Genomic DNA, 24,495 nt, shown 5'->3' on the forward strand with positions numbered 1-24,495 from the left:
GATCGTCCCTGGAGGCTGCCTGGTTACGGACTATTTGCGCAGTCCGTCGAAGCGCTCCAGCCAGGCGGCGGCGTCGTCCTTCGTGACCGGCTTGTACTCGACGTGGATGATGTTCTCCTCGCCGACCGCGTCCACGACCTCCTGGTAGGTGTGCAGGCCCTCGCCCTTCACACCCTCGCGGTACGAGGCGAGACCGCCCTCGGCGACCGCGCGCTGGCCCTCGTCAGACAGGGCGAAGTCCAGGAAGAGCTTCGAGGTCGCCGGGTGCGGCGCCTCGGCGGCGATACCGAGGCCGCGCGGCAGGACGACCGTGCCGTCCTTCGGGAAGACGATCTTCACCAGGCCCGCGCTGTCCTCGACCACGGGGTAGGCGGGGGAGGCGCTGATCAGGAAGCCGGCCGTGTACTCACCGGCGACGATCTTCTCCAGCTGGGTGCCGGAGGAGGTCTCCGGGCGGGTCAGCGGAAGGATCTTCTCCAGGTCGCTCCACGCCTCCGGGTTGCCCTCGGTGAGCGCCCGCGTGACCGTGAAGCCGAACGAGCCCTCCGGGTCACGGACCGTCACCTTGTTCTTGTACTTGTCCTCGTCCGACGTCACGATCTTCGCGAAGTCCGTCAGCGTGGTCGGCGGGGTCTCCATCAGCGACGTGTTGTACGCGATCGTCATCGGGTCCTGCGACATCGAGTACACGCTCGGCAGCAGCTCCGCGCTCTCGCCCAGCTCCGACAGCTCCGGCGACTTGTACTCCAGGACCGTGTCCTTGCGGGCCGAGAAATCCGCCCACGCGGTCGCCGCGCTGGAGATCAGCACGTCCGCCGGGGAGGAGCCGGCCGCGTTCTCGGAGAGGGTCTTCTGGAACAGCTCGTCGCTGTCCAGCTCGTTGACGGAGACGGTCTTGATGAAGTCGTACTTCTTCTTGAAGTCCCGGACGATCGGCGCCATGTTCTCGTCGCCGAGGTTCGAGTAGACGGTGAGCTTGCCGCCCTCCTTCTGCGCCGCCTCGATCAGGTCCGCGTAGTCCGCCGGGTAGTAGTCCGGCACCTGGCCCGCCGAGATCTTGTTCTCCGCCACCTTCGGCGCGTCGCTGTCACCACCGCCGCAGGCGGCCAGCGTGCCGAGCGCGAGCGTCGCGGCGAACGCCGCCGCGAGGGGCCGCCGGACGGGACGCCGGTACACGGACGCCGGTCCGTTGGCGGGGCCGAGGGTGTACCCGGTGCCGATGTGGTGGCTGGATCTGGCCATGGTTCTCCTCCTGGCGCGTGCCTTCTGGCAGCTGTTTCCGGGAGGTTAGGGATCCAGGTCAGGCCGGTAAATCCTTCGCCGGTCAGAGCTCGTACTGCTCGTATTGGTCGTTGTGTCAGTGACGCGAGTCACCCTTGGCGGGCAGGGGTGGATGGCTGGTAATGATCTCCCTTGAGATGGGCCGTGAGCTGCTGGAGCCGCCCCCACGCGTCCGCGTCCGAGCCGTCCCCGAGGGGGTAGTGCAGCGCCGGACGGGCCGCCGGGCCGAGGTGCTTCGCCCGGACCTCGACCGGTGGCCGACGTGCGCGGTCCAGCCCGACGGTGTGCACGTCGTCCGGGCCGAGCGTGAAGGTCGCGGGCAGCGGCGGCCCCTCCAGGCGGGGCGCGGTCGTCAGGTCGGCGCGCGCCACGCGCACCGAGGTCAGCATGGTCCGCAGACCGTGCTCCCGGACCAGCGTCTCGGCCAGCGGCTCGATCCGGTCCAGCGGCAGCTCCTCGCCGGTCGCGTACCCGACGGTCAGGACCACGTCCTCCTCCACGCCCTTCGTCGTCCGGGTGACCCGGATCGACGCCATGGCCGGCCGGTCCGGCGTGCCGACGACGATCAGCTGCGACGGCTCGGGCGCCCGCTCCCGGGCCAGGTCGGTCAACTGCCGTGGCGACCAAGGGAGGTTGACCGGCTCTGCCGTACCCCAGCCCGCCGGTGCCGTCCCTGTCAGTGCCTGCCAGGCCGCCTCCAGCGCGCCGCCCAGCAGCAGCCGCTCGTCCGCCTGGCGTGCGGTACGGAGGGCGACGATCAGCTGCCGTCCCGGCGCCTCGTCCGCCGGGCGCGTGAACGCGGTGGCCACGGCCGCCGTCCCGTCCTCCGCGAACGCGGGTGAGAACGCCCCGTCCCGCCAGCGCAGCACCGCCCCCGACAGCCCGTCGTAGTACCCGCACTCCGGGTCCTGGACGACCCAGCGGTTGGGGACGCGCGCGAGCGTCGTACGGGCCGCCGTGGTCAGCCGCACCTGGGGCGGCGTGACGATCTGCAGGGACCGCCGCGACGCCACGGCCGTGCGCATGATCTCCGCGAGCCAGGTGGTCAGGGCCACCACCGGCCGGTCGATGAGGACGACGGCCGCGTGCTCGGTCACGACGTCCACGGCGGGCTGTCCCGACCCCGCCGACGGCACGGCCGACACGTCGACCACCTTCGTGCTCGCCGCCTCGGGAGGCCAGGTGGAGCCGCCCAGCAGTGCGTTGAGCCGCCCGCACACCACCCCCGCGAGCTGCTCCGCCTCCGGCACCGCCGTGGACGCCCGCGCCTCCGTCCACCAGAACGGGGCCTGAACGGCCTGCCCGAGCAGCCGCTCCGCCTCACCGGGCACCTGCACCAGCACCGGCGACTCCACGGACACCAGCGGACGCCCACCGGGCCCGTGCAGCTGCACGACCGCGCCGTCGGCCGCCGCCGACAGGTCCAGGTCGGAGCCACCGGCGTACAGACTCGCCATGAGGGCCCAGACGTTGGGCATCTTCGGGGTGAGGGCGATGACGTCCTTGGTCACGGGCGGTGGCCCTCCTGAAATTCCTGCGTGGAAAGTGCGGTCTGGATCAGCTGGTGGGCCCGGCCCCGGCGGACCAGCGTGCCCCGCCCGGTCGGCTGCGCCGAGGCGTACAGGCCGGGGAAGAGCTGGCCCTCGCTCCGCTCACCGGTCATGAGCAGCGCGGCCGTACCGGTTTCGCGGAGCGTCTGGAGCAGCGGCTCGTACATCGCCCGGGAGGCGCCCGCCACCCGGCGGGTGATCACGAAGTGCAGCCCGATGTCCTGCGCCGAGGAGACGTACGGCAGGAACGGCGCCAGCGGCTGCTGCCCGGCGGTGGTGAGGATGTCGTAGTCGTCGACCAGGATCACGATCCTGGGGCCCTTGAACGCGGGCTCGTCGGTCAGCGCGTCCGGGTCGGCGCTCTCCGGCATCCGCTTCTCCAGCTCGCTCGCGATGCCCGTCGCCAGCCCCGCCGCGAGCTTCGCGTTGTGCGCGTACCCGCCCCGGTACGGCTCCGGGATCACCCCCCGCAGCCCGCGCCGGGGGTCGAAGACACCGAAGACCAGCTCCTCGTCCGAGTACCGCTCAACGAGCCGCGCGGCGACCAGCTTCAGCAGGTTCGTCTTGCCGCACTCGTTGTCGCCCAGGATCAGCAGATGCTGGTCCGAGCCGAAGAGGTCCAGGAGGGCGGGCGCCAGGGCGTCCTGGTCCACACCGATCGGCACCCGGTTCGGCTCGGCGACGATCGACGGCAGCCGGTCGGACGGCAGCAGGGTCGGCAACACCCGTACGGGTGCGGCCAGTTCACCGTGCCAGGTGGAGCGGACCGTACGGGCCGCGTCCTCCAGCGCCGGACCGAGGTCGCCCGTCGACGGGCGGCCGTCGAGGCGGGGAAGAGCCGCTTGTGCGAACAGCTTTCCGTCGGTCAGGACGCGCCCCGGAGTGTCGGGCGACAGGGTCTCGGAGAGCTTGCGGTCGACGCTCGAATCGCTCGGGTCGTTGAGCCGCAGCTCCACCCGCGTCCCGAACATCGACTGTGTCGCGATCCGCACGTCGTTCCAGCGCAGCATGCCCCCGACGACATGGATGCCGTAGCCGCCGCCGCGCTTGAGCAGATCCACGACCGTGTCGTCCAGCTCGGCGAACTCGTCGCGCAGCGCGCCGAACCCGTCGATGAGCAGCACGATGTCCGTCGACCCCAGCTCCCGCAGCTTGCCCTGCCCCCGCAGGTGCCGCAGCTGGTCGACGGAGTCGATCCCGTGCTCGCGGAACAGCTCCTCCCGCTCGACCAGCATCGTCCGCACCTCGGCGACCGTCCGCGCGGCCCGCTCCCGGTCGGCCCGCCCGGCGATCCCGCCGACGTGCGGCAGTCCGGAGAGGGCGGACAACCCGCCACCGACCAGGTCGAGCCCGTAGATGGCGACCTCGGCGGGCGTGTGGGTCGTGGCGAGCGAGAGCGCGAGCGTCCGCAACAGTGTCGTCTTGCCGGACTGCGGGCCGCCGATCACCGCCGCGTGACCTCCCGCGACCGTCAGATCGAGCACCCAGTGTCCCTGCCACTGCTTCGCCGGATCGTCCAGCACGCCGAGCGGCACCCGCAACGGCCCCTGCGAGGCGGCCAGTCGAAGCCCCCGCTCGTCCACCTGCACGGGCCCGGCCGCCGCGTCCAGCGTGATCGCGTCCGGCAGCGGCGGCAGCCAGATTCGCCGCACCGGCCGTGCGGCGGAGGCGAGTTGGTCCACCATCACCGACATCACGGTCGGGCCGGTCTCCCGCTTGGTCGCCTTGGGCTCGTCGGCGCCCTCGGGCGTGGCGGATGCGCTGTCGAGCGTGTTGTACGTCGGATACGGCCAGGCCAGCGGCGTGTCGTCCTCCTGCGCGACCAGCGCCGGACCCCGGTAGGCGCCCGACACGTACCCCGCCTTGAACCGCTCGTACGTCGACGTGTCCACCTTCAGATAGCCGAAGCCCGGCAGCGGCGGCAGATGGAAGGCGTCGGTCGTGTCGAGGACGGTCCGCGACTCGTCGGCGGAGAAGGTGCGCAGCCCCAGCCGGTACGAGAGATAGGTGTCCAGGCCCTTGAGCTTGCCGCCCTCGATGCGCTGGCTGGAGAGCAGGAGGTGGACGCCGATGGAACGCCCGATGCGCCCGATGGACAGGAACAGGTCGATGAAGTCCGGCTTGGCGGTCAGGAGTTCACCGAACTCGTCGATCACGACGAAGAGGTGGGGGAGCGGTTCGAGGTCGGGCCGCCTGGTCGCGCGCAGGGCGGCGTAGTGCCCGATGTCGGCCACGTTCCCCGCGTCCTTCAGCACCTGCTGCCGCCGCTTGACCTCGCCCGCGAGGCTGGAGTGCACGCGCTCGACCAGCCCCGCCTGGTTCTCCAGGTTGGTGATCACGCCTGCCACGTGCGGGAGTTCGGTGAACGGGGCGAAGGTCGCGCCGCCCTTGTAGTCGACCAGGACGAGGGCCAGGTCCTCGGGGGAGTGGGTGGCGGCGAGCGCCAGCACGAGGGTGCGCAGCAGCTCGCTCTTGCCCGAGCCGGTCGCGCCGACGCACAGCCCGTGCGGGCCCATGCCCAGTTCCGAGGACTCCTTGAGGTCGAGCAGCACAGGCTCATGACGGTCCGTCAAGCCAATGGGCACGCGCAGGAATTCACGCTCATGGCGTGGCGCCCAGAGGTCGTGGAGGTTCAGCGCGGCCGGGTCGTCGATGCCGAGGAGGCCGGGGAAGTCGACGGGTCCGGTGACCGGGGTGCCCTCGGCGGCCGACTCGGCGGACAGCCGCAGGGGCGCGAGCAGCCGGGCGAGGCCTTCCGCGCCGGCGGCGGTGACATGGTCGGAGGTGCCGTGCGCGGCCGTGGGGGGCTCTCCGGCCGTATGTGGATGCGTCTGCGGATCGCGAAGGTCCTCCACGACGACATGGTCGCCCCGCACGGTGATCCGCACCGACACCTGGTCGGGCTCGTGCACCTGCTCCTCCAACAGGTGCAGCACGGTGACACCCATGTCGGGCAGCCCGACCGCCGTGTCGGGACGGGGCAGTTCGGCGGCCGTCTCCCCGTACTCGTCGCTCACGACGAGCATGCGGGACGCCAGCCGGAGCGCCTTGCGGTCGGCGAGCCCCCGGCGCACCTCCGCCGCGTACGAGGCACGCCGGCCCAGCTCGTGCCGGAAGTGCCGGGCCAGCTGCGGCAGGCTCGGCGCGATACGGCGGGCCGCCACCGGACCGTCGTGCTCCTGCCCGTCCAGCACATGGGGCAGCCACTTGGCCCACTCCCAGTCCGCCAGCCGCTCGCCCGGCACACCGAGCGCCACGGCCACGTCGTCCGGCGCGTGCGAGACGGCGACCTGGACGAGGAGCGCGCGGGCCACCCGCAGGACGCCCTCCCGGTCGCCGACCACGCTGACGTTGCCCGCGCGGTCCAACGGCACGGTGATCGGGCAGTCGTTGGCGACGGAGTAGCGGGCCAGGAGCGCCCGCGCCTCGTTCAGCATGAACGGGTCCGGCGGGGTCAGCACCCCGCCCTGGTTCTGCCCGATGGCCAGATCCGCCACGGGCACGTCACCCGTGCCGACCCGCACCCGCAGGAAGTCCGGGTCCTGCCGCCGCCGCTCCCAGAGCCGGGCGGGGTCGCGCACGAGGTCGTACAGCGCCTCCGGGGGCGGATCGAGCACCCGGGCCAGCCGCCGCCGCTGCCGCTCGTCGGTCCCGAACTCCTCGCGCAGCTCCTCCAGATACTCCAGATACCGCTCCCGCTGCGTACGCCGGGTGCGCTGGGCCTTGCCGCGCTGGGAGAGGAAGAGGGCGACCGCGCCGAGCAGCGCGAAGACCAGCACGATCGCGCCGAGCGCCGCGAACTGGCTGTTCCGGATCACGGTCATCATCACGACCGAACCCATGACACCCGCCATCGGCAGCAACGCCGTCGCCGCCGTCCCCGCCCTGCCCTCCGGGAGGTTCGGCGGCGGCTCGATCGTCCGGGCCCCGGCGGCCCCGAGCGGCCGGGTGCTCCGCGCGGGCCGATGGACCAACTGCTGGGTCACGGACGGACCCCTTCTTGTGTCTCTCGCGTGGCTGCCTTGGTCGTCGCAGGTCCCTGGTGGTCGCTCATCGCATCCTCACCGCCCGGGTCATCGCCTCCGCCGCCAGCGTGATCGCCGCGTCGCGGGTCTCCTGGCCCAGCAGGGCGGTGCGGATGGGGCCGCCCTGGGCGAGGTGGCGGTCGTAGGGGACGGGGACGACGTGGACGCCGGACTCCTTGAGGTGGGCGACGGCCGTCTTGCGGTCCAGCGTGACGTCGGGGGAGTTGGCGGTGAGCGCGACGACAGTCGAGGCGAGCGCGGAGTGCGGCAACTGGCCGAGCCAGTCCAGGACCTGGCGGGTGCCGTTGACGCCCTCGGCGGTCATCGGCGCGACGACCACGCGTGCGTGGGCCGTGTCCATCGCCGTACGGGCCACCTCGCCCGGCAGCGTCTCGCAGTCCACCACCGTCACCGCGAAGTAGCGCCGCAGCGCGAGGGTCACCGTGCGGTACGTGCGGATGTCCAGCGGGGCCCCGACCCGGCCCTGACTCCCGGGCAGCAGCCAGCCGCCGTCGGACACCGGCACCAAGTACCCGGTGACATCGGTGAGCTGCATGGCGGGGTTGAGGATCTGCGCGAGATCGGCCGCCGCCCAGCGCACCGAGTCGGCCCCCATCCGCACCGGCAGCGTGCCCAGCGCCGCGTCCGCCTCCATCGTGAGCACCGGGTCGTGCCGGTAGTGGTTGAACGTCCGCCCCAGCAGCGCGGCCGTCGTCGACTTCCCGACCCCGCCCCGGATCGACGTCACGGCGATCACCCGTCCCGTCGTCACCGGCTGCTGCAACTCCCGCGCGATCCGCGTCTCCTCGGCCACGTCCTGCGCGGCGGAGGAGGTGAGCTTCCGGAGGGAACGCCCCGTCCGCCGAGCCACCGACTCCCCGTGCTGCGGCCGCCCGAGCGCATGCGCGAGCCGGGGGTCGATCGTGGGGACCGAGTCGGGGGCCCGCATGGGGGTCTGGGGCGCACGGGTGCCACGGGGGGCGGGGGCGGGGGCGGCCGGAGCCGTCGGCGCGGGCGGCGGACCGACCCGGGGGTCCACGACGGGGGCGGGCTGTACGGGCGGCTGTGCGACGGGCGTGGGCTGTACGGGTACGGGTGGCTGAGCAGGAGCAGGAGCAGATGCAGGCGGTTGCACAGGCACGGGCCGCACAGGCCGGTCGTCCCCGGCCTCCTCCGAGGATGCCGAGGATGCCGAGGATGCCGAGGACACCGGCGGCTCCGTCGGCGCCGACCGCACCAACCTCAGTGTTGGCTCGGCCCGCCGGGCGGGAGCCTCCGGCGACCCGGGGGTGGCATCGTCGCCCCCACCGGCCGGTTCCTGTCGGCCCAGCTCGCGCAGCACATCCCGCTGCCAGTCCCCTGCCTGCGCCATGTGCGGCCCCCAGCTCCTAAGCGAACGTGTCGAGCAGTCGTCCGTACACGCCGAACACCCCTATGAGCAGCGGGAACAGGGTGATGACGCCGATGGATTCGAGCGTGTCGCCGAAGCGCCGGAGCCGTACGCGTACGTGCTCGGCGGGCTGCACGGCGAGCACCAGGAGGGGAAGCACGGCGAGGAGGACGAGGACGGCGAGCGGGCCGGCCGCCTCACCGGAGTGGTCCAGCCAGGCCGAGACCAGCCGCACGGCGAGCACGGCCGCCGCGCCGAGCAGCACCACGACCTCGGCGACCAGCGGGAACGCCCGCGCGCGCAGCGCGAGGACGACCATGGTCACGACGGCCAGCAACACGGTCCACTTGGTGGGCGCCCGCAGCGCGAACACCCCGGCCGCGGTCGCCGAGACGGCCATCGTGACCGTCGCGAGGGCCAGTCCCCGGTGCGTCGCGGTGAGCGCCGCCGACACCTGGAAGCGGCTCACGGAGGCACCGCCCGAACGCCGGTCGTCGAGGCCGGAGAGCCCCGACGCCATCAGCGCCAGCCGGGGCAGCAGCCCGAGCACGACCACGGAGACCACCGCGAGAACGGCCCCCACCTCGGCCTGCTCCGGCACCGACAACGACACCGCGCCCGACACGGCCCCGGCGACCCCCAGCCAGCACACCGAGGCCCCGGCCAACGCCCCCGCCCCGACCAGCCCACCCCGCCCGAGCGGGGTGAACAGCCCGAGCAGGGCGAGCGTGACCACCCCGGCCGTGGCCAGGGCCGCGACCTGCGGCGTCCCGGACCACTCCTGTGCTTCCGCCACCGTCGAGGCGCCGAGCAGCCCCAGCGCACCGGCCGTCGCGATCAGCGTCGTCGCCAGGCCCCGCTTCCCGGCCCGCCCCAGCAGCGCACCCACGACCGCGGCCACCAGCGCGACACCGAGCAGCGCACCGGCGACGACCCCGGGCTCGTACGCGGCCCGTGCGAACATCCCGGCGGCCAGCGCCCAGCCGACCGTGGCGAGTCCGGCGGTGATCCGGCGCGTGGCCGGCCGCCAGCGCAGACCGCGGGCGTCGAGGTCCTCGGCCGCCTCGTCCGTGACATCGTGCACGACGGGCGCCGACGGCGCGTCCTCGGCCCGGACGAGCCGCAGCACGGCGCCGTCCGGAACCCCGGCCGACTCCAGCGTGCTGTCGTGCGCCAGCGCGGAACCGTCCGCGGTGACGAGATGCCGCAACTCGGGCCGCCCGCCGACCTGGTCGTCGAGCAGCCGCATGATCTCCGGCAGCAGCAGTCCGACCGGTTCCCGCGACGGCAGCACGAGGTCCACCCGCCGCCGCTCACCCACCAGCGTGACCCGGCTGAGCGCCGTCCGCGCCCCGCCCGTGGCCTGCCCCAACGTCCCCGTAGACATCACGCGATCGAACCTATCACCGGGTAGAAGTGCTGGTCGGGGCTGTGGAAACCGCTGTGGAAACAGAGGGGGACGGCGTGACCGACGGCTGCACGGAACCCCCGTACGGACTCTTGCCGATGATGCGGTTCGACACGAAAGACCACCCCACACATCCCGCGCACAACACCGCCGCGATGACGATCCCGGCGAAGATCTTCCCGATCCGTTCGTCCACCGAGCGCCGCTGCCGCTGCGCCCCGAACAACAGGGCGTCCCGCAGCCGTCGACGCCGCACCGACACCGACTCCAGCAACTGGCTGTCGTAATCCTGCGCTGCCACGGCTACGGAACCCCGATCACTTCTCTCTCAGCCGATCCGCTCTGTCAGCCGATCCGCGCTCTGTCACTCGATCCGTTCCGTCAGCCGATCTGGTCGACCGCCGCGCGCGCCTTGGACAGCGTGGACTGCGCGGTGCCGTCGTTCTGTTCGAGCGTGGTGCGCACCAGGCGGATGATCTCGCGGACCTCACCCGCGGCCTTCTTCCAGCGCTCTTCCTTGCCGTGGTAGTCGTCCGAGACACCGTCGGCCTGGAACTCGGTCATCGCGGCCTTGACGGCGGCGTCACGGTCGCCGAGCACCCGCTCCAACTGCCCCACGATCGTGCCGAGCGCGGTCTGCACCTCGCCCGAGGCGCCGGTGTCGTACGAACGGCGGTCCTGGTTCTGCGCCATGTGGATGTCCCCCTACTGATGCTCTCGATGGCTTATCGGGCGCCGAAGCGGGCCGCGTCGAAGTTGGCCAGGCCCATGTTCTGGTTGGCGTTGTCCTGGGACTCCACGTCACCCGTGCCGAACGCGTCGTCCATGCCCGACTGACCGCCCAGGATCGCGGCGAGCGAGCCGTTCAGATCGGCGGTGATCTCGTCCGCGCGGTTCTTGAACGAGTCGAACGCCACCTTGCCCGAGCCGTTGAACTTGCCCTCCAGCGGTTCCGCCGCGCTGATCAGCAGCTGGATCAGCGTCCCGAGGTCGTCGCTCGATCCGAGCGTGCTCTTCCCGAGGTCCGCCAGGGTCGTCGACCCCATGTCGAACTTCACGTCGTGTCCACCCCCGTGTGTCCGGTCACCTACGTCCCGAACATGCTCTCCCACAACGCGTTGCACCCGCAACGCACTTGCCTGCGAAGTGACATCATCGGGACATAATTCGAACAGCCTTGTGGCCGACCGCCACCAGAGGTTACGGATGACGCCGGGCCGCCCTGCGGGTACTCGGCCGAATCGACGCCCTGCTCAATCCCTGACCGGAATTGGCATACCAAAAAACTTCCAAGACACCGTGCAACCCTCCCCGCACTCCGCGGGTCGTACTTGGCATCAGGACTTCTCGGAGGGGGATCTGGGGGGATCGCGGGGGTTCTGATACGGAGGGGAAAGCCGAGGGGCCCGGTCCACTGGACCGGGCCCCTCGAAACGTTCCGGGCACCCCCGGAGCGCCCGCCGGAAGAACACCCCGCCGCTAGAAGAACACTCCGCACCGCAACAGCACATTCGCGTACGGCCGCGCCTCCCCGGTCCGTACGATCAGTCGCGCGCCCCCCGACAGCTCCTTCAGCTTCTCGTGGGAGACCAGTTCCAGGTCGGGGAAGCGGTCCTCCAGCAGCACCGTCGCCTCCGGGTTCGCGCCCCGGACCTCGCGCGCGGCGGTCGCGCCCTCGACCACGATCTCGTCGAGCAGCCCGTCCAGCACCTCCGCGAAGGACGGCACCCCGGCCCGGAACGCCAGGTCGACCACGCGCGGCCCCTCCGGCACCGGCATCCCCGCGTCGCACACCAACACCCCGTGCCCGTGCCCCAACTCGGCGAGGGCGCCCGCCAGATGACGATTGAGTATCCCGGCCCGCTTCACAGCGCCGCGACCTCCTCGGCGGTCGGGAAGGACACCTGCGCCCCGGCTTTGGTGACGGCGGCGGCCCCGACCCGGGCCGCGTACGCGGCGGCCTCGGCCGGCTCCGAGCCCGCCCCCAGCTTCCACGCCAGCGCCGCGGTGAACGCGTCCCCGGCCCCTGTGGTGTCCACGGCGTCCACCTTCACGGCGGGCACCCGCGCACTGCCGTCGGCGGTCGCGACCAGCGCACCCTCCGCGCCCAGCGTGACGACCACCGAACGCGGCCCGAGCGCCAGCAGCGCCCGCGCCCAGTCCTCCGGCGAACCCGCCAGCTCGCCCCCGACGATGACCTGCGCCTCGTGCTCGTTGACGATCAGCGGATCACAGGCGGCCAGCACCTCGGCGGGCAACTCCCTCGGCGGCGACGGGTTCAGCACGAAACGAGCCCCCTGCGGCAGCCGCCGTACGACCTCCTCCACCGTCTCCAACGGGATCTCCAACTGCGCCGAGACCACCCGGGACGCCCGCAGCAGCGCCTCGGCCGCCCGCACGTCCTCGGGGGTCAGCTTCCCGTTGGCGCCGGGTGACACGACGATGCTGTTGTCGCCCGACGGGTCCACCGTGATCAGCGCGACCCCGGTGGGCGCCCCGCCGACCAGCACCCCGGCCGTGTCGACTCCGGCCGCGCGCTGCGAGTCCAGCAACAGCCGTCCGTTGCCGTCGTCGCCGACCCGCGCCAGCAGCGCCGTACGCGCCCCGAGCCGGGCCGCCGCCACCGCCTGGTTGGCGCCCTTGCCGCCCGGATGCACGGCCAGGTCTGAGCCGAGCACGGTCTCGCCGGCCCCCGGCCGCCGCTCGACACCGATCACCAGGTCGGCGTTGGCCGATCCCACGACCAGGAGGTCGTAGTCGTACATGATCCATCTCCCTGTGCAGGTGGATTGAGACCGCCCGGTGGCCGGTCACGCCGACGGGCGGAAAGCCCGATGCGACGGGCGGAAAGCCCGAAGCCCCAGGCGAAAAGCCCGATGTGGCCGGACGGGTCTCCCCGCCCGGCCACCGCATCGTGTCAGCCGCTGAACTCGGCCACGTTCTCCGACGTGACCACCTTCACCGGCACCATCACCGACTTCTCGACCTTCTCGCCTCCGGCGGCCTTCACCGCGTTGCGCACCGCGATCCTGCCGAGTTCCGCGGGCTGCTGCGCGACCGACGCGTACAGCGTGCCCGCCTCGACGGCCTTCAGACCGTCCGCCGTTCCGTCGAAGCCGATGACCTGGACGGACTTGCCGGCCCTGGAGCCGAGCGCCTTGATCGCACCGAGGGCCATCTCGTCGTTCTCGGCGAAGACACCGTCGACGTCGGAGTTGGCCTGGAGGAGGTTCGTCATCACGTCGAGGCCCTTGGTGCGGTCCCAGTCGGCGGGCTGCTTGGCGAGGACCTTGATGCCCGGGTAGGCCTTCAGACCCTCGGCGAAGCCGGCGCCGCGCTCCCGGCTGGCGGAGGTGCCCGCCTGGCCCTGGAGGATGACGATCTCGCCCTTGCCGCCCAGCTTCTCGGCGAGCGACTTGGCGGCGAGCCTGCCGCCGCTGACGTTGTCGGAGGCGACGAGCGCGGCCGTGTTCGCGCCGTTGACCGCGCGGTCGACGGCCACCAGCGGGATGTCCGCCTTGTTCACGGCCTTCGCCGCCGGGGTCACCGCGTCGGAGTCCACCGGGTTGACGATGATCGTGCCGAGACCCTCGCTGGTGAAGTTCTGCAGCTGGTTGGCCTGCTGCGAGGCGTCGTTCTGCGCGTCGGTGACGGACAGGTCCACGCCCAGCTTCTTCGCCTCGTCCTGCGCACCGGCCCGGATCTGCACGAAGAACGGGTTGTTGAGCGTCGACAGCGACAGCCCGATCTTCTCGCTCTTCGCCGCCGACGACCCGCTGTGCAGGAAGGAGGTCGCGCCCACGACAGCCGCCGCGACCACCGCGGCCAGCACATACGTCACCGCCTGCTTCCGCCGGTCCCCGGAACCCCCGGCTCCCGCCGGAACCGGAGTCGCCCCCGCCTTCCGCCGCACGGTGTCGAGGAGCACCGCCAGCGCGATCACCACACCGATGACGACCTGCTGCCAGAAGGCGGAAACGGACATCAGATTCAGCCCGTTCCGAAGCACCGCCAGGATCAGCGCGCCGATCAGCGTCCCCGACGCCTTGCCCGTACCACCGGCCAGCGAGGCGCCGCCGATGACGACCGCCGCGATCGCGTCCAGCTCATAGCCCTGCGCGGCCTGCGGCTGCGCGGAGGAGAGCCGGGAGGCGAGCACGATGCCCGCGGCGGCGGCGAACAGACCGGACAGCGCGTAGATCGCCAGCTTCTGCCGCTTCACCCGCAGGCCGGAGAGCCGGGCAGCCTCCTCGTTGCCGCCGATCGCGTACATGGCACGCCCGATGTACGTACGCCCGAGGATCACGGCCGTCACGACACCCAGGACCACCATCACCAGGACCGGCACCGGCAGCCAGCCGCCCAGGTTGTCACCGAGGTGCGACACCGACTCCGGGAACGCGATCGGGCTGCCCTGCGAGATCACCAGCGACAGACCGCGCCCCACCGACAGCATGGCGAGCGTCGCGATGAACGGCGGGAGCTTCCCGTACGAGATGAGGAAGCCGTTGACGAGACCGCACGCGATACCGGTGCCGATCGCGAGGATCACGGCTATCCAGACCGGTACGCCCTCCGAAGTGGCGCTCCAGGCAAGCACGGTGGCCGACAGCGCCGCGACCGAGCCCACCGACAGGTCGATGCCCGCCGAGACGATCACGAAGGTCACACCGAACGCGAGGATCGCGGTGACGGCGGCCTGGACACCGATGTTGAGCAGGTTGTCGGCCGTCAGGAAGTCGCCGGACAGCACCGACATCGCGACGACGAGGACGATGAGCGCGGTCAGCGCGCCGTTGTCGAGCAGGAGCCGGCGAAGCCCCGAGGCGCCACTCGCGCCCGTAGTGCTCTTGAGCGTGTCAGCGGCCACGGGGGGCCTCCGTTTCACTGGTGCGGTTGATGGGGTTGGAGACGGCGAGCGCCATCACGGCGTCCTGGGTGGCCTCGGCGGCAGCCAGTTCGCCCGCGATCCGCCCCTGGGCCATGACCAGCACCCGGTCGCTCATACCGAGCACCTCGGGCAGGTCACTGGAGATCATCAGTACGGCGGCACCGGCGGCCGTCAGCTCGTTGATCAGCTCGTAGATCTCGACCTTCGCGCCGACGTCGATCCCACGCGTCGGCTCGTCGAGGATCAGCACCCTGGTGTCCGCCAGCAGCCACTTGCCGATGACGACCTTCTGCTGGTTGCCGCCGGACAGGGTGCGGACGTGCTGGTGCAGCCCCGCCATCCGGACCCCGAGCCGCTCGGCGACCCGGGCCGCGTTCTCCCGCTGCCCCTTGAGATCGACGAACCCGCCCTTGGTGGCGCCCCGCAGGGTCACCAGACCGAGGTTCTCCTCGACGGATGCGTCCAGCAGCAGGCCCTGGCCCTTGCGGTCCTCGGGCACGAGCCCGATCCCGGCCGTCATCGCCGCGCTGACGTCGTCCTTGGGAACCCGGGCCCCGGCGACCTTCACGGCCCCCTTGTCGTACGGATCGGCGCCGAACACGGCCCGCACGACCTCCGTACGCCCGGCCCCCACGAGCCCCGCGATGCCGACGACCTCACCGGCCCGCACCTCGAAGCTCACGTCATGGAACACCCCGTCCCGCGTGAGCCCCTCGACAACGAGCAACGCCTCTCCGGAGTCGGCGTCGGCGTCACCCTGCTGCCGCGGATACTGCTGCTCGATCGACCGCCCGACCATGAGCCGTACGAGCTCGTCCTGGGGCGTGGTCGCGGGCACCTGCCCGACGCTCTTCCCGTCGCGAATGACGGTCACCCGATCCCCCAGAGCGGCGATCTCCTCCAGGTGGTGCGTGATGAAGACGACGCCCACCCCGTCCTCACGCAGCCGGCGCACGATCGCGAAAAGCTTCTCGACCTCCTCGGTCGTCAGCACGGCGGTCGGCTCATCCATGATCAACACGCGGGCATCGAGACTCAACGCCTTCGCGATCTCGACCATCTGCAGCCGCGCGATACCGAGTTCACGCACGCGCGCGCGTGGCGACACCTTCACGCCGACCCGCTCCAGCAGCTCGGCGGCCTCGGCCTCCATCCGCTTCCGGTCGATCATCCCGTAGCGGCGAGGCTGCCGCCCCAGGAAGATGTTCTCGGCGACGGTCAGATCCGGTACGAGATTGAACTCCTGGTAGATGGTGGCGATCCCGAGCCGCTCGGAGTCCTGCGCACCGTGGATGCGCACCTCCTCGCCACCGGCCAGGATCCGTCCCGCGTCGGGGGTGTAGGCGCCGGAGAGCATCTTGATGAGCGTGCTCTTGCCCGCGCCGTTCTCACCGAGCAGGACGTGCACCTCGCCCCGGCGCAGATCGAAGTCGACGCCGTCCAGCGCGACCACACCGGGGAAGGTCTTGCGTATGCCTTCGATGCGCAGCAACTCGTCCGGGTCGCTCACGACGCGCTCCTGTTCGTTACGGGGGACTCGATGGGGGTCTGGGCGGGGGACTCGCCGCACGAGAGGCGTACGACGAGACGTGCCGGGAGGGTGACGGACTGCGGAGGCCGCCCCTCGATACGGTCGACCAGGGCGCGTACGGCGGCCCGCCCCAGCTCGCCCGTCGGCTGGGCGACCGCCGTGATCGGCGGATCGGTGTGCACGAACCACGGAATGTCGTCGAAGGCGGCCAGCCCGACGTCCTCGGGAACCCGCATTCCACGCGCGCGGATAGCGTCGAGTGCGCCCAGCGCCATCAGGTTGTCGGCCGCGAACACGACCTCGGGCGGCTCGGCCAGATCAAGAAACCCCTCGGTGACCCGCCGCCCGCTCTCCGCCTGGAAGTCGCCCTGCCCGATGTAGTCGTCCGGCAGCGGCAGCCCGAGCTCGCCCAAAGCCTCCCTGAAAACCTCGACGCGCTCCCGTCCGGTCGTGGTGGCCGCCGGCCCCGCGATGATCGCGAGCCGCCGATGCCCGAGCCCGTACAGATGCGAGACGAGATCCCGTACGGCCCCCCGCCCGTCCGCACGCACCACCGGCACGTCGACCCCCGGGATCCACCGGTCCACGAACACCATCGGTGTCCCGGCCCGAACGGCGTCCAGCATCAGCGGGGAGCCGCCGTCGGTGGGGGAGACGAGCAGCCCGTCGATCCGCCGGTCGAGCAGGTTCCGTACGTGATGATCCTGAAGCTCGGGCCGCTCGTCGGCGTTCCCGATGATCACGCTGTACCCGAGCGCCCGCGCCTCCTCCTCCACGGACCGTGCCAGCTCCGTGAAGTAAGGGTTCATCACATCGCTGATCACCAGCCCGAGAGTGTGCGTCTGGTCCGTCCGCAACGACCGGGCCACGGCGTTCGGCCGATACCCCAGCGCCGCGACGGCGGCCAACACCCGCGCACGCGCCTCCGCGCTGACCGAAGGATGATCATTCAGCACGCGCGACACCGTCGCGGCCGACACCCCCGCCTCGGCCGCGACATCCTTGATGCCGGCCATCACCGCTCCACCTCCTCGTGGAATCGATTACACGAGGAGGATTGGAATCGATTACACGTGGATGCGGCAAGAGGGCGACAGTGGCTGAAATCCAATCGTGACCGAGCACTCGTAACGGGGGCCCGGCCTCGGTCAGGCGCTCAACCGGTGGTGCCCCTATGGGTTTGGTCAAGGAAATCCGGGTGCGTTTGTGTTCGGGCTGAGGTCAGCATGGCCTGGTGTCCGAGCTGCTGTGGGATGACGTCAAGGGCTTCTTCGACCTTGAGTGGGAGGGGTGCCTTCCGGATGTGTGGGTCACGGGAACTACGGTCCAGGATTGGCAAGCGGTCCTAGATCTGGTCGTTGCGAGTGGCTGGCGGAGTGAGTTCTCCGAAGGTGGCGTGGTCGTTCCGCTGCCGCGTGCTGGGGAGGTGCTGTCGCGGCCTGCTGATGCCGAGTGCGCGGACCTGCGGGTCTGGCCGGCATCGGATGTGTTGGCGATCTTTCGGTTGGAGTCGGCTGACGAGATCGGTTTCGACGTGGACCTGAGGGAGTTGCAGGGGCAGGAGCGGCTGGACATGCTGTGCGGATTTCTTCGTGCGATCGGGTGCCGACTGGGCAAGCCGGTGGTGATGACGCCCGAAGGTGACTGGGACCAGAGCCATCCGGTGCTGGGATTCGATGTCGAGTCCGACCGGGTGGTGCTGCTGGCGGAACCGCGGATCAGCTGACCGTGGCCGCCGGACGTGATGCGTAGAAGGTGCCGTCGCGGAGCATCGCGAAGAGGACGTCGGCTCGGCGTCCGGCGAGGCAGAGGACGGCCTGGGTGTGGTGCTTGCCCTGGGCGATCAGGCGGGAGCCTCCGGAGTGTGGCGCATGAGCACACAAGGCTCATGTGTCGGGGTCTTGTTGAGGCTCCGCGTCAGGACGGGGCGAGGACGCAGAACTCATGGCCCTCCGGATCGGCCAGGCACGTCCACGGGACGTCGCCCTGGCCGAGGTCGAGGTCGGTGGCGCCGAGGGCCCGCAGTCGGGCCACCTCCGCTGCTTTGTCGTCACCGGTGTACGGCAGCAGGTCAAGATGGACACGGTCCGGCACGGTCTTCACGCCGGGCGTGCGGAGGAACTCGAGATACGGGCCGCCACCCTTGGTGGAGCGCAGCGACGCATGATCGTCAGTCACCTCGTGCAGGGACCAGTCCATCGCCTCACCCCAGAACCGGGCCATGGCCCGCGGATCCACGCAGTCGACCACCACCGCGGCGATCGGCCCGGTGTCCCGGTAGATCTCCCGGGGCTCCAGCACACAGAACTCGTTGCCCTCCGGGTCGGCGAGGACCGTCCACGGCACTTCGCCCTGGCCCACGTGGGCGGGCGTCGCACCGAGAGCCTCAAGGCGCGCGACCAACTCCGCCTGATGGGCCGCAGAGGTGGTGGCGAGATCGAGGTGCACACGGTTCTTTGTTGTCGACTTGCGTTCCGGGACGGGCACGACGTCGATGCCGACGGCGACCGGGTCCGGCCACACGAGGCCGCCGACGGGTCCGACGTAGGTGGTCACTCCGGGGCTGTAAGCACTCCAGCCGAGCGCCTCCGCCCAGAACCGGCCGACCGCCGAGGCATCAAGAGCCTTTACGTTCACATGAACAGGTCGCAGCGCCATGCCGGCGATCCTATGCACCCGCTTTACGACGACGCTTGCGCATCTCCAAGTGGGTCCTACGCCGCCGCCAGCTCGCACCACACGTACTTGCCCCGTTCGCCGAACCTGGCCGACGGCATCCAGCCCCAGTACGTCGCGCAGGCCACGACGAGACCCAGCCCCCGCCCGTCCTCCTGCTCGCCCACCCGCTCCAACGGCTCCGGCGGTCGCGGCGGTTCGGGATCGGCGTCCCACGCCCCGATCCACACCGTGCCCTCCGCCGACCGCCGCACCCGGAGTGCGGCGGGCCCCTTCGTGTGCAGTACGGCGTTGGACACGAGCTCGGTCGCGAGCAACTCCGCCGTGTCCACCAGCCCGACGAGACCGTGCATGGTGAGGATCAACCGCAGGGTGCGACGGCAGATGGGCACCGCTCTGAGGTCGTTGGGGATCTGGAGGGTGTAGTCCCAGTTTTCGGGCATGGGTCATCAACTCCGGTGGCGAGGGGGGTTCCGCGCACGGTGGCATTGCCGCAGACGTCATGGCAGGACGGGGCGGTGCGCTTCCGTAGCGTGTGCGTTGCATCACTGAAGGTAGACCTAACAATTCATCCCTAGCAAGCTGGTCGCGTAATCTGACCCCGAACGAGCCTGTCGGCGGAAGTGTTGGACCAAGGAGTGAGTAGTGGTTCTGAGGCGCGAGCCAACCGCACGTCAGATGCGCCTGGCGACGGAGCTGCGCAGACTCCGTGACGCGGCTGGACTGAACGCGACCGAGGCGGCGGCGCTGCTTGGGGTGAGCCGCGTCCAGATGAGCCATATCGAATCCGGACTCACGGGTGTCAGTGAGCAACGACTCCGGCGCCTCACAAGCCACTACGCCTGCACGGACATCGAGTTCGTCGACGCCCTGGTCAAGATGGCCACGGAGCGGACACGTGGATGGTGGGAGGAGTACCGGGGGCTGCTTCCTGCGCCGTTCCTGGACCTGGCCGAGCTGGACCATCACTCTCGGTTCCAGTCCTGCCTCGAGATCCTGTATGTGCCGGGTCTGCTGCAGACCGAGGCCTACGCCCGTGCCGTACACGCCACACGAGTCCCCGAACTGACTGAAGAGGCACTGGAGTTGCGCGTGCGCCATCGCATGGCGCGTCGTGCGGTCCTCGAAGGAGCCCTGCCGATCCGCCTCGACGCCGTGATCCATGAAGCGGCGCTCCGCATCATGGTCGGCACCCGGGCCGCCGCACGAGGGCAGCTCACCCACCTCCTGGAAGTTTCCGAAGCGGAGCACATCGATGTGCGGGTTGTCCCCTTCGACATGGAGGGCTTCTCCTGGGCCAGCAGCTCGATGACCTACGTGGGCGGCAGCGTGACCAGACTGGACACTGTGATCCGAGACGGCCCCACGGGTGCGCTCTACATTGATGCAGAGGACCAACTGGCCACATATCGCGCTCGCTTCCGACAAGTGAGAGCGAGGGCGCTCGCCCCTGAGCAGTCGCGCGAATTCATCAGGCGTCTGGCAAAGGAGCTGTGAGGCACTTCATGACTGTCCCCAGAAACTGGCGAAAGTCGTCCTACTCCGGCGACGGCGACGGCGACAACTGCGTGGAAGTAGCCCCCACCCCCACCCACACAGCAGTCCGAGACTCCAAGGCCCCAGCGCGGGCCACCCTCACCTTCCCCACCCCCGCCTTCACCAGCTTCCTCGAAGCCCTGAAGGCACACCCCCGCCACTGATCCACCACCCCTGTCAGCCCCTGGCTGTACCGTCGGATCATGGCGCAACAGGCGGGGAACCCCCCGGGCGAACGGCAGCTCGCCGTACTCGAAGGCGTCCTCGAACGCATCACGTACGCGAACGAGGACAACGGCTACACCGTCGCGCGCGTGGACACCGGCCGGGGCGGCGGCGACCTCCTCACCGTCGTCGGCGCCCTCCTCGGTGCCCAGGCCGGCGAGTCCCTGCGCATGGAGGGCCGCTGGGGCTCCCACCCGCAGTACGGGAAACAGTTCACGGTCGAGAACTACACGACGGTCCTCCCGGCCACGATCCAGGGCATCCGCCGTTACCTCGGCTCGGGCCTGGTCAAGGGCATCGGGCCGGTCTTCGCCGACCGCATCACCCAGCACTTCGGCCTGGACACCCTCCAGATCATCGAGGAGGAGCCCAAGCGCCTCATCGAGGTCCCCGGCCTCGGTCCCAAGCGCACCAAGAAGATCGCCGACGCCTGGGAGGAACAGAAGGCGATCAAGGAGGTCATGCTCTTCCTCCAGACGGTGGAGGTGTCCACGTCCATCGCCGTGCGCATCTACAAGAAGTACGGCGACGCCTCGATCGGCGTCGTGAAGAACCAGCCGTACCGCCTCGCCTCCGACGTCTGGGGCATCGGCTTCCTCACCGCCGACAAGATTGCCCAGTCCGTCGGCATCCCCCACGACAGCCCGGAGCGCGTCAAGGCGGGCCTGCAGTACGCCCTTTCGCAGGCGACCGACCAGGGCAACTGTTACCTCCCGGAGGAGCGGCTGATCGCCGACGCGGTCAAGCTCCTCCAGGTCGACACCGGCCTGGTCATCGAGTGCCTGGCCGAACTCGCCCTGCCGGACGAGGACTCCGGCGACCCCGGCGTCGTACGGGAGAAGGTCCCCGGCCAGAACGGCGAGCACGACGACCCGGTCACCGCGATCTACCTCGTCCCCTTCCACCGCGCCGAACTCTCCCTCTCCGCCCAGCTGCTGCGCCTCCTGCGCACGGACCAGGACCGTATGCCCGGCTTCCACGACGTCGCCTGGGACAAGGCGCTGGCCTGGCTGAGGGGGCGTACGGGCACGGAGTTGGCCCCCGAGCAGGAGGCGGCCGTACGCCTCGCGCTGACCGAGAAGGTGGCCGTGCTCACCGGCGGTCCCGGCTGCGGCAAGTCCTTCACCGTGCGCTCGATCGTGGAACTCGCCCGCGCCAAGAAGGCGAAGGTCGTGCTGGCCGCCCCCACCGGCCGCGCCGCCAAACGCCTCGCCGAGCTGACCGGCGCCGACGCCTCCACCGTCCACCGCCTGCTGGAGCTGAAGCCCGGCGGCGACGCGGCGTACGACAAGGACCGCCCTCTGGACGCCGACCTGGTGGTGGTCGACGAGGCCTCCATGTTGGACCTCCTGCTGGCCAACAAGCTGGTGAAGGCGGTGCCTCCGGGGGCGCACATCCTCTTCGTCGGAGACGTCGACCAACTCCCCAGCGTCGGCGCGGGCGAGGTCCTCCGTGACCTGCTGGCCGACGGCAGCCCGATCCCGGCCGTCCGGCTCACCAAGGTCTTCCGCCAGGCCCAGCAGTCGGGCGTGGTGACCAACGCGCACCGGATCAACTCCGGACAGCACCCGGTCACCGACAACATGAAGGACTTCTTCCTCTTCGTCGAGGACGACACGGAGGAGGCCGGGCGGCTCACGGTGGATGTGGCGGCCCGTCGTATTCCGGCCAAGTTCGGGCTCGACCCGCGCCGGGACGTGCAGGTGCTGGCGCCCATGCACCGGGGGCCGGCGGGCGCGGGCAACCTCAACGGGCTGCTCCAGCAGGCCATCACCCCCGCCCGCCCCGACCTGCCCGAGAAGCGGTTCGGCGGCCGGGTCTTCCGCGTCGGCGACAAGGTCACCCAGATTCGCAACAATTACGAGAAGGGCGAGAACGGCGTCTTCAACGGCACCGTCGGCGTCGTCACCGCGCTCGACCCGGTCGACCAGCGGCTGACGGTCCTGACGGACGAGGACGAGGAGGTGGCGTACGAGTTCGACGAACTGGACGAGCTGGCGCACGCCTACGCGGTGACGATCCACCGGTCCCAGGGCAGCGAGTACCCGGCCGTGGTGATCCCGGTCACCACCGGAGCCTGGATGATGCTCCAGCGCAACCTCCTCTACACGGCGGTGACCAGGGCGAAGAAGCTGGTCGTCCTCGTCGGCTCCCGCAAGGCGATCGGCCAGGCGGTCCGCACGGTCTCCGCCGGCCGGCGGTGCACGGCGCTGGACTTCCGGCTCGCTCCACGGGCCCTGTGAGGACGTCTCGACGGGGCCCTGTGCGGATCTCTCGTGAAGGCCCGTCGCCCCGTGAGTGAAATTTGATCGATCAAATGAGTCGTAAAGGTCACACAGCTCTTCCAGATGTCGGACGGAGGGGGCAGGATGAGCAAGTTGGCGGCACTCAGTGCCGCCGATGGGCCCGATGGTCGACCCCGAGTGCACTCTCCAGAGCCAATTGGGGGATGGTAGAGACAGTCAGGGCACCTCGAAGATGAGGCACTACGTCGGTGAGGGATGACGTGAGCGACAACTCTGTAGTACTGCGGTACGGCGACGGCGAGTACACCTACCCGGTGATCGACAGCACCGTCGGCGACAAGGGCTTCGACATCGGGAAGCTCCGGGCCCAGACCGGTCTGGTCACCCTGGACAGCGGCTACGGCAACACCGCTGCCTATAAATCCGCCGTCACCTATCTCGACGGCGAGCAGGGCATCCTGCGGTACCGCGGCTACCCGATCGAGCAGCTGGCCGAGCGCTCCACCTTCCTTGAGGTGGCGTACCTGCTGATCAACGGTGAGCTTCCGACCGTCGACGAGCTCGCCACTTTCCAGGGCGAGATCACGCAGCACACCCTGCTGCACGAGGACGTCAAGAACTTCTACCGGGGCTTCCCGCGCGACGCCCACCCGATGGCGATGCTGTCCTCCGTGGTCAGCGCCCTGTCGACGTTCTACCAGGACAGCCACAACCCGTTCGACGAGCGGCAGCGCAACCTCTCCACGATCCGCCTGCTCGCCAAGCTGCCGACCATCGCGGCGTACGCGTACAAGAAGTCGATCGGACACCCGTTCGTCTACCCGCGCAACGACCTCGGTTACGTCGAGAACTTCCTGCGCATGACCTTCTCGGTTCCGGCCCAGGAGTACGACCTCGACCCGGTCGTCGTCTCCGCGCTCGACAAGCTGCTCATCCTGCACGCGGATCACGAGCAGAACTGTTCGACCTCCACGGTCCGCCTGGTCGGCTCCTCGCAGGCGAACATGTTCGCCTCGATCTCCGCCGGTATCTCCGCGCTCTGGGGCCCGCTGCACGGCGGCGCCAACCAGTCCGTCCTGGAGATGCTGGAGGGCATCCAGGCGAACGGCGGCGATGTCGACTCCTTCATCCGCAAGGTGAAGAACAAGGAGGACGGCGTCCGCCTGATGGGCTTCGGCCACCGGGTGTACAAGTCCTTCGACCCGCGCGCCAAGATCATCAAGGCCGCAGCGCACGACGTCCTCTCCGCGCTCGGCAAGTCCGACGAGCTGCTGGACATCGCGCTGAAGCTGGAGGAGCACGCGCTCTCCGACGACTACTTCGTCTCGCGCAACCTCTACCCGAACGTGGACTTCTACACGGGTCTGATCTACCGCGCCATGGGCTTCCCGACCGAGATGTTCACGGTTCTCTTCGCCCTCGGCCGCCTGCCGGGCTGGATCGCCCAGTGGCACGAGATGATCAAGGAGCCGGGCTCCCGCATCGGCCGCCCGCGCCAGATCTACACGGGCGTCGTCGAGCGCGACTTCGTGCCGGTCGAGGCCCGCTGACCACTGCGCGCTGAGTACTTGTAGTCAAGGGGCCCGTACGGAAAGCCGTCCGTACGGGCCCACTGCTGTCCCACTGAGGCCCACTGCTTTGTCCCACGGCAGAAGAGGGCGCCCTACGGCGAGTGAGCCGAAGGGGCGCGCCTGTGTCGAGAGGGCGAACGCGCGGAGGCCCGCAGGGTCGAGCAC

Annotated in this window: 21 protein-coding genes; 5 read left to right on the plus strand and 16 right to left on the minus strand. The window is 70.3% G+C overall.

The features are described from left to right. Nucleotides 1-30: 30 nt before the first annotated feature. From ACFU53_RS20010 to ACFU53_RS20070, 13 genes are all read right to left on the minus strand, one after another. A complete protein-coding gene (locus tag ACFU53_RS20010) occupies nt 31-1,242 on the minus strand; it encodes an ABC transporter substrate-binding protein (protein WP_383993826.1) in 1,212 nt (403 codons plus the stop codon). Between the two features lie 128 nt (nt 1,243-1,370). Beyond that, nucleotides 1,371-2,792, minus strand: coding sequence for a DUF6177 family protein (locus ACFU53_RS20015; RefSeq protein ID WP_383993829.1), 1,422 nt, complete (start codon nt 2,790-2,792; stop codon nt 1,371-1,373). Beyond that, nucleotides 2,789-6,817, minus strand: coding sequence for a type VII secretion protein EccCa (gene eccCa, locus ACFU53_RS20020; protein WP_383993831.1), 4,029 nt, complete (start codon nt 6,815-6,817; stop codon nt 2,789-2,791). Before eccCa ends, ACFU53_RS20015 begins: the two co-directional genes overlap by 4 nt. A gap of 64 nt (nt 6,818-6,881) precedes the next feature. Further along, nucleotides 6,882-8,228 (minus strand): hypothetical protein, encoded by a 1,347-nt coding sequence (locus ACFU53_RS20025; RefSeq protein WP_383993834.1) that lies wholly within the window; start codon nt 8,226-8,228, stop codon nt 6,882-6,884. Between the two features lie 16 nt (nt 8,229-8,244). Beyond that, complete coding sequence (gene eccD, locus ACFU53_RS20030) at nt 8,245-9,633, minus strand: type VII secretion integral membrane protein EccD (protein WP_383993837.1); 1,389 nt, start codon at nt 9,631-9,633, stop codon at nt 8,245-8,247. Between the two features lie 16 nt (nt 9,634-9,649). Further along, nucleotides 9,650-9,955 (minus strand): hypothetical protein, encoded by a 306-nt coding sequence (locus tag ACFU53_RS20035; RefSeq protein ID WP_078935760.1) that lies wholly within the window; start codon nt 9,953-9,955, stop codon nt 9,650-9,652. Between the two features lie 80 nt (nt 9,956-10,035). Then, nucleotides 10,036-10,347, minus strand: a complete 312-nt coding sequence (locus ACFU53_RS20040) for a pore-forming ESAT-6 family protein (protein ID WP_086763262.1) — start codon at nt 10,345-10,347, stop codon at nt 10,036-10,038. 32 nt (nt 10,348-10,379) lie between these two features. Then, a complete protein-coding gene (locus ACFU53_RS20045; protein ID WP_383993842.1) occupies nt 10,380-10,712 on the minus strand; it encodes a hypothetical protein in 333 nt (110 codons plus the stop codon). Between the two features lie 421 nt (nt 10,713-11,133). After that, nucleotides 11,134-11,523, minus strand: a complete 390-nt coding sequence (rbsD, locus tag ACFU53_RS20050; RefSeq protein ID WP_383993845.1) for a D-ribose pyranase — start codon at nt 11,521-11,523, stop codon at nt 11,134-11,136. Further along, nucleotides 11,520-12,419, minus strand: coding sequence for a ribokinase (locus tag ACFU53_RS20055; protein WP_383993848.1), 900 nt, complete (start codon nt 12,417-12,419; stop codon nt 11,520-11,522). Before ACFU53_RS20055 ends, rbsD begins: the two co-directional genes overlap by 4 nt. Nucleotides 12,420-12,571: 152 nt before the next feature. After that, a complete protein-coding gene (locus ACFU53_RS20060) occupies nt 12,572-14,524 on the minus strand; it encodes a substrate-binding domain-containing protein (RefSeq protein WP_383993851.1) in 1,953 nt (650 codons plus the stop codon). Beyond that, on the minus strand, nt 14,514-16,055 hold the full coding sequence (locus tag ACFU53_RS20065) for a sugar ABC transporter ATP-binding protein (protein WP_383993854.1): 1,542 nt from the start codon (nt 16,053-16,055) through the stop codon (nt 14,514-14,516). Before ACFU53_RS20065 ends, ACFU53_RS20060 begins: the two co-directional genes overlap by 11 nt. Next, a complete protein-coding gene (locus ACFU53_RS20070; protein ID WP_383993857.1) occupies nt 16,052-17,092 on the minus strand; it encodes a LacI family DNA-binding transcriptional regulator in 1,041 nt (346 codons plus the stop codon). Before ACFU53_RS20070 ends, ACFU53_RS20065 begins: the two co-directional genes overlap by 4 nt. 218 nt (nt 17,093-17,310) lie before the next feature. Here ACFU53_RS20070 and ACFU53_RS20075 point away from each other — a divergent pair, with 218 nt between their 5' ends. Continuing rightward, nucleotides 17,311-17,802: a hypothetical protein gene (locus ACFU53_RS20075; protein WP_383993860.1), complete on the plus strand. Its 492-nt coding sequence runs from the start codon at nt 17,311-17,313 to the stop codon at nt 17,800-17,802. On the opposite strand, the gene ACFU53_RS20080 is transcribed toward ACFU53_RS20075, so the two are convergent. Genes ACFU53_RS20080 through ACFU53_RS20090 form a run of 3 tightly spaced genes read right to left on the minus strand, consistent with a single transcriptional unit; the run spans nt 17,795 to nt 19,195 of the window. Continuing rightward, a complete protein-coding gene (locus tag ACFU53_RS20080) occupies nt 17,795-17,959 on the minus strand; it encodes a hypothetical protein (protein ID WP_383993884.1) in 165 nt (54 codons plus the stop codon). The genes ACFU53_RS20075 and ACFU53_RS20080 overlap by 8 nt on opposite strands. A 34-nt stretch (nt 17,960-17,993) precedes the next feature. Next, nucleotides 17,994-18,734, minus strand: coding sequence for a VOC family protein (locus ACFU53_RS20085; RefSeq protein WP_383993863.1), 741 nt, complete (start codon nt 18,732-18,734; stop codon nt 17,994-17,996). A gap of 56 nt (nt 18,735-18,790) precedes the next feature. Further along, on the minus strand, nt 18,791-19,195 hold the full coding sequence (locus ACFU53_RS20090) for an ATP-binding protein (protein WP_383993866.1): 405 nt from the start codon (nt 19,193-19,195) through the stop codon (nt 18,791-18,793). Between the two features lie 202 nt (nt 19,196-19,397). On the opposite strand from ACFU53_RS20090, the gene ACFU53_RS20095 reads away from it, so the two are divergent. The 4 genes from ACFU53_RS20095 (at nt 19,398) to ACFU53_RS20110 (ending at nt 24,309) form a co-directional block, all read left to right on the plus strand. Further along, entirely contained in the window at nt 19,398-20,249 is an 852-nt protein-coding gene (locus ACFU53_RS20095; RefSeq protein ID WP_383993869.1) for a helix-turn-helix domain-containing protein, read from the plus strand. Nucleotides 20,250-20,257: 8 nt separating this feature from the next. After that, nucleotides 20,258-20,452: a DUF397 domain-containing protein gene (locus ACFU53_RS20100; protein ID WP_383993872.1), complete on the plus strand. Its 195-nt coding sequence runs from the start codon at nt 20,258-20,260 to the stop codon at nt 20,450-20,452. 39 nt (nt 20,453-20,491) lie between these two features. Beyond that, nucleotides 20,492-22,756: an ATP-dependent RecD-like DNA helicase gene (locus ACFU53_RS20105; protein WP_383993875.1), complete on the plus strand. Its 2,265-nt coding sequence runs from the start codon at nt 20,492-20,494 to the stop codon at nt 22,754-22,756. A gap of 263 nt (nt 22,757-23,019) precedes the next feature. Continuing rightward, nucleotides 23,020-24,309, plus strand: a complete 1,290-nt coding sequence (locus ACFU53_RS20110; RefSeq protein ID WP_383993878.1) for a citrate synthase — start codon at nt 23,020-23,022, stop codon at nt 24,307-24,309. Nucleotides 24,310-24,495: the final 186 nt, after the last annotated feature.

Source organism: Streptomyces sp. NPDC057474, from assembly GCF_042802555.1.
In the GTDB taxonomy this organism is placed as follows: Bacteria; Actinomycetota; Actinomycetes; order Streptomycetales; family Streptomycetaceae; genus Streptomyces.

What these genes read in the sequence shown, in the direction of transcription:
- ACFU53_RS20010 (WP_383993826.1), bottom strand. Translation starts at nt 1,242, where the DNA reads ATGGCCAGATCCAGCCACCACATCGGCACCGGGTACACCCTCGGCCCC.
- ACFU53_RS20025 (WP_383993834.1), bottom strand. Translation starts at nt 8,228, where the DNA reads ATGGCGCAGGCAGGGGACTGGCAGCGGGATGTGCTGCGCGAGCTGGGC.
- eccD (WP_383993837.1), bottom strand. Translation starts at nt 9,633, where the DNA reads ATGTCTACGGGGACGTTGGGGCAGGCCACGGGCGGGGCGCGGACGGCG.
- ACFU53_RS20040 (WP_086763262.1), bottom strand. Translation starts at nt 10,347, where the DNA reads ATGGCGCAGAACCAGGACCGCCGTTCGTACGACACCGGCGCCTCGGGC.
- ACFU53_RS20055 (WP_383993848.1), bottom strand. Translation starts at nt 12,419, where the DNA reads ATGTACGACTACGACCTCCTGGTCGTGGGATCGGCCAACGCCGACCTG.
- ACFU53_RS20070 (WP_383993857.1), bottom strand. Translation starts at nt 17,092, where the DNA reads ATGGCCGGCATCAAGGATGTCGCGGCCGAGGCGGGGGTGTCGGCCGCG.
- ACFU53_RS20085 (WP_383993863.1), bottom strand. Translation starts at nt 18,734, where the DNA reads ATGGCGCTGCGACCTGTTCATGTGAACGTAAAGGCTCTTGATGCCTCG.
- ACFU53_RS20090 (WP_383993866.1), bottom strand. Translation starts at nt 19,195, where the DNA reads ATGCCCGAAAACTGGGACTACACCCTCCAGATCCCCAACGACCTCAGA.
- ACFU53_RS20100 (WP_383993872.1), top strand. Translation starts at nt 20,258, where the DNA reads ATGACTGTCCCCAGAAACTGGCGAAAGTCGTCCTACTCCGGCGACGGC.
- ACFU53_RS20105 (WP_383993875.1), top strand. Translation starts at nt 20,492, where the DNA reads ATGGCGCAACAGGCGGGGAACCCCCCGGGCGAACGGCAGCTCGCCGTA.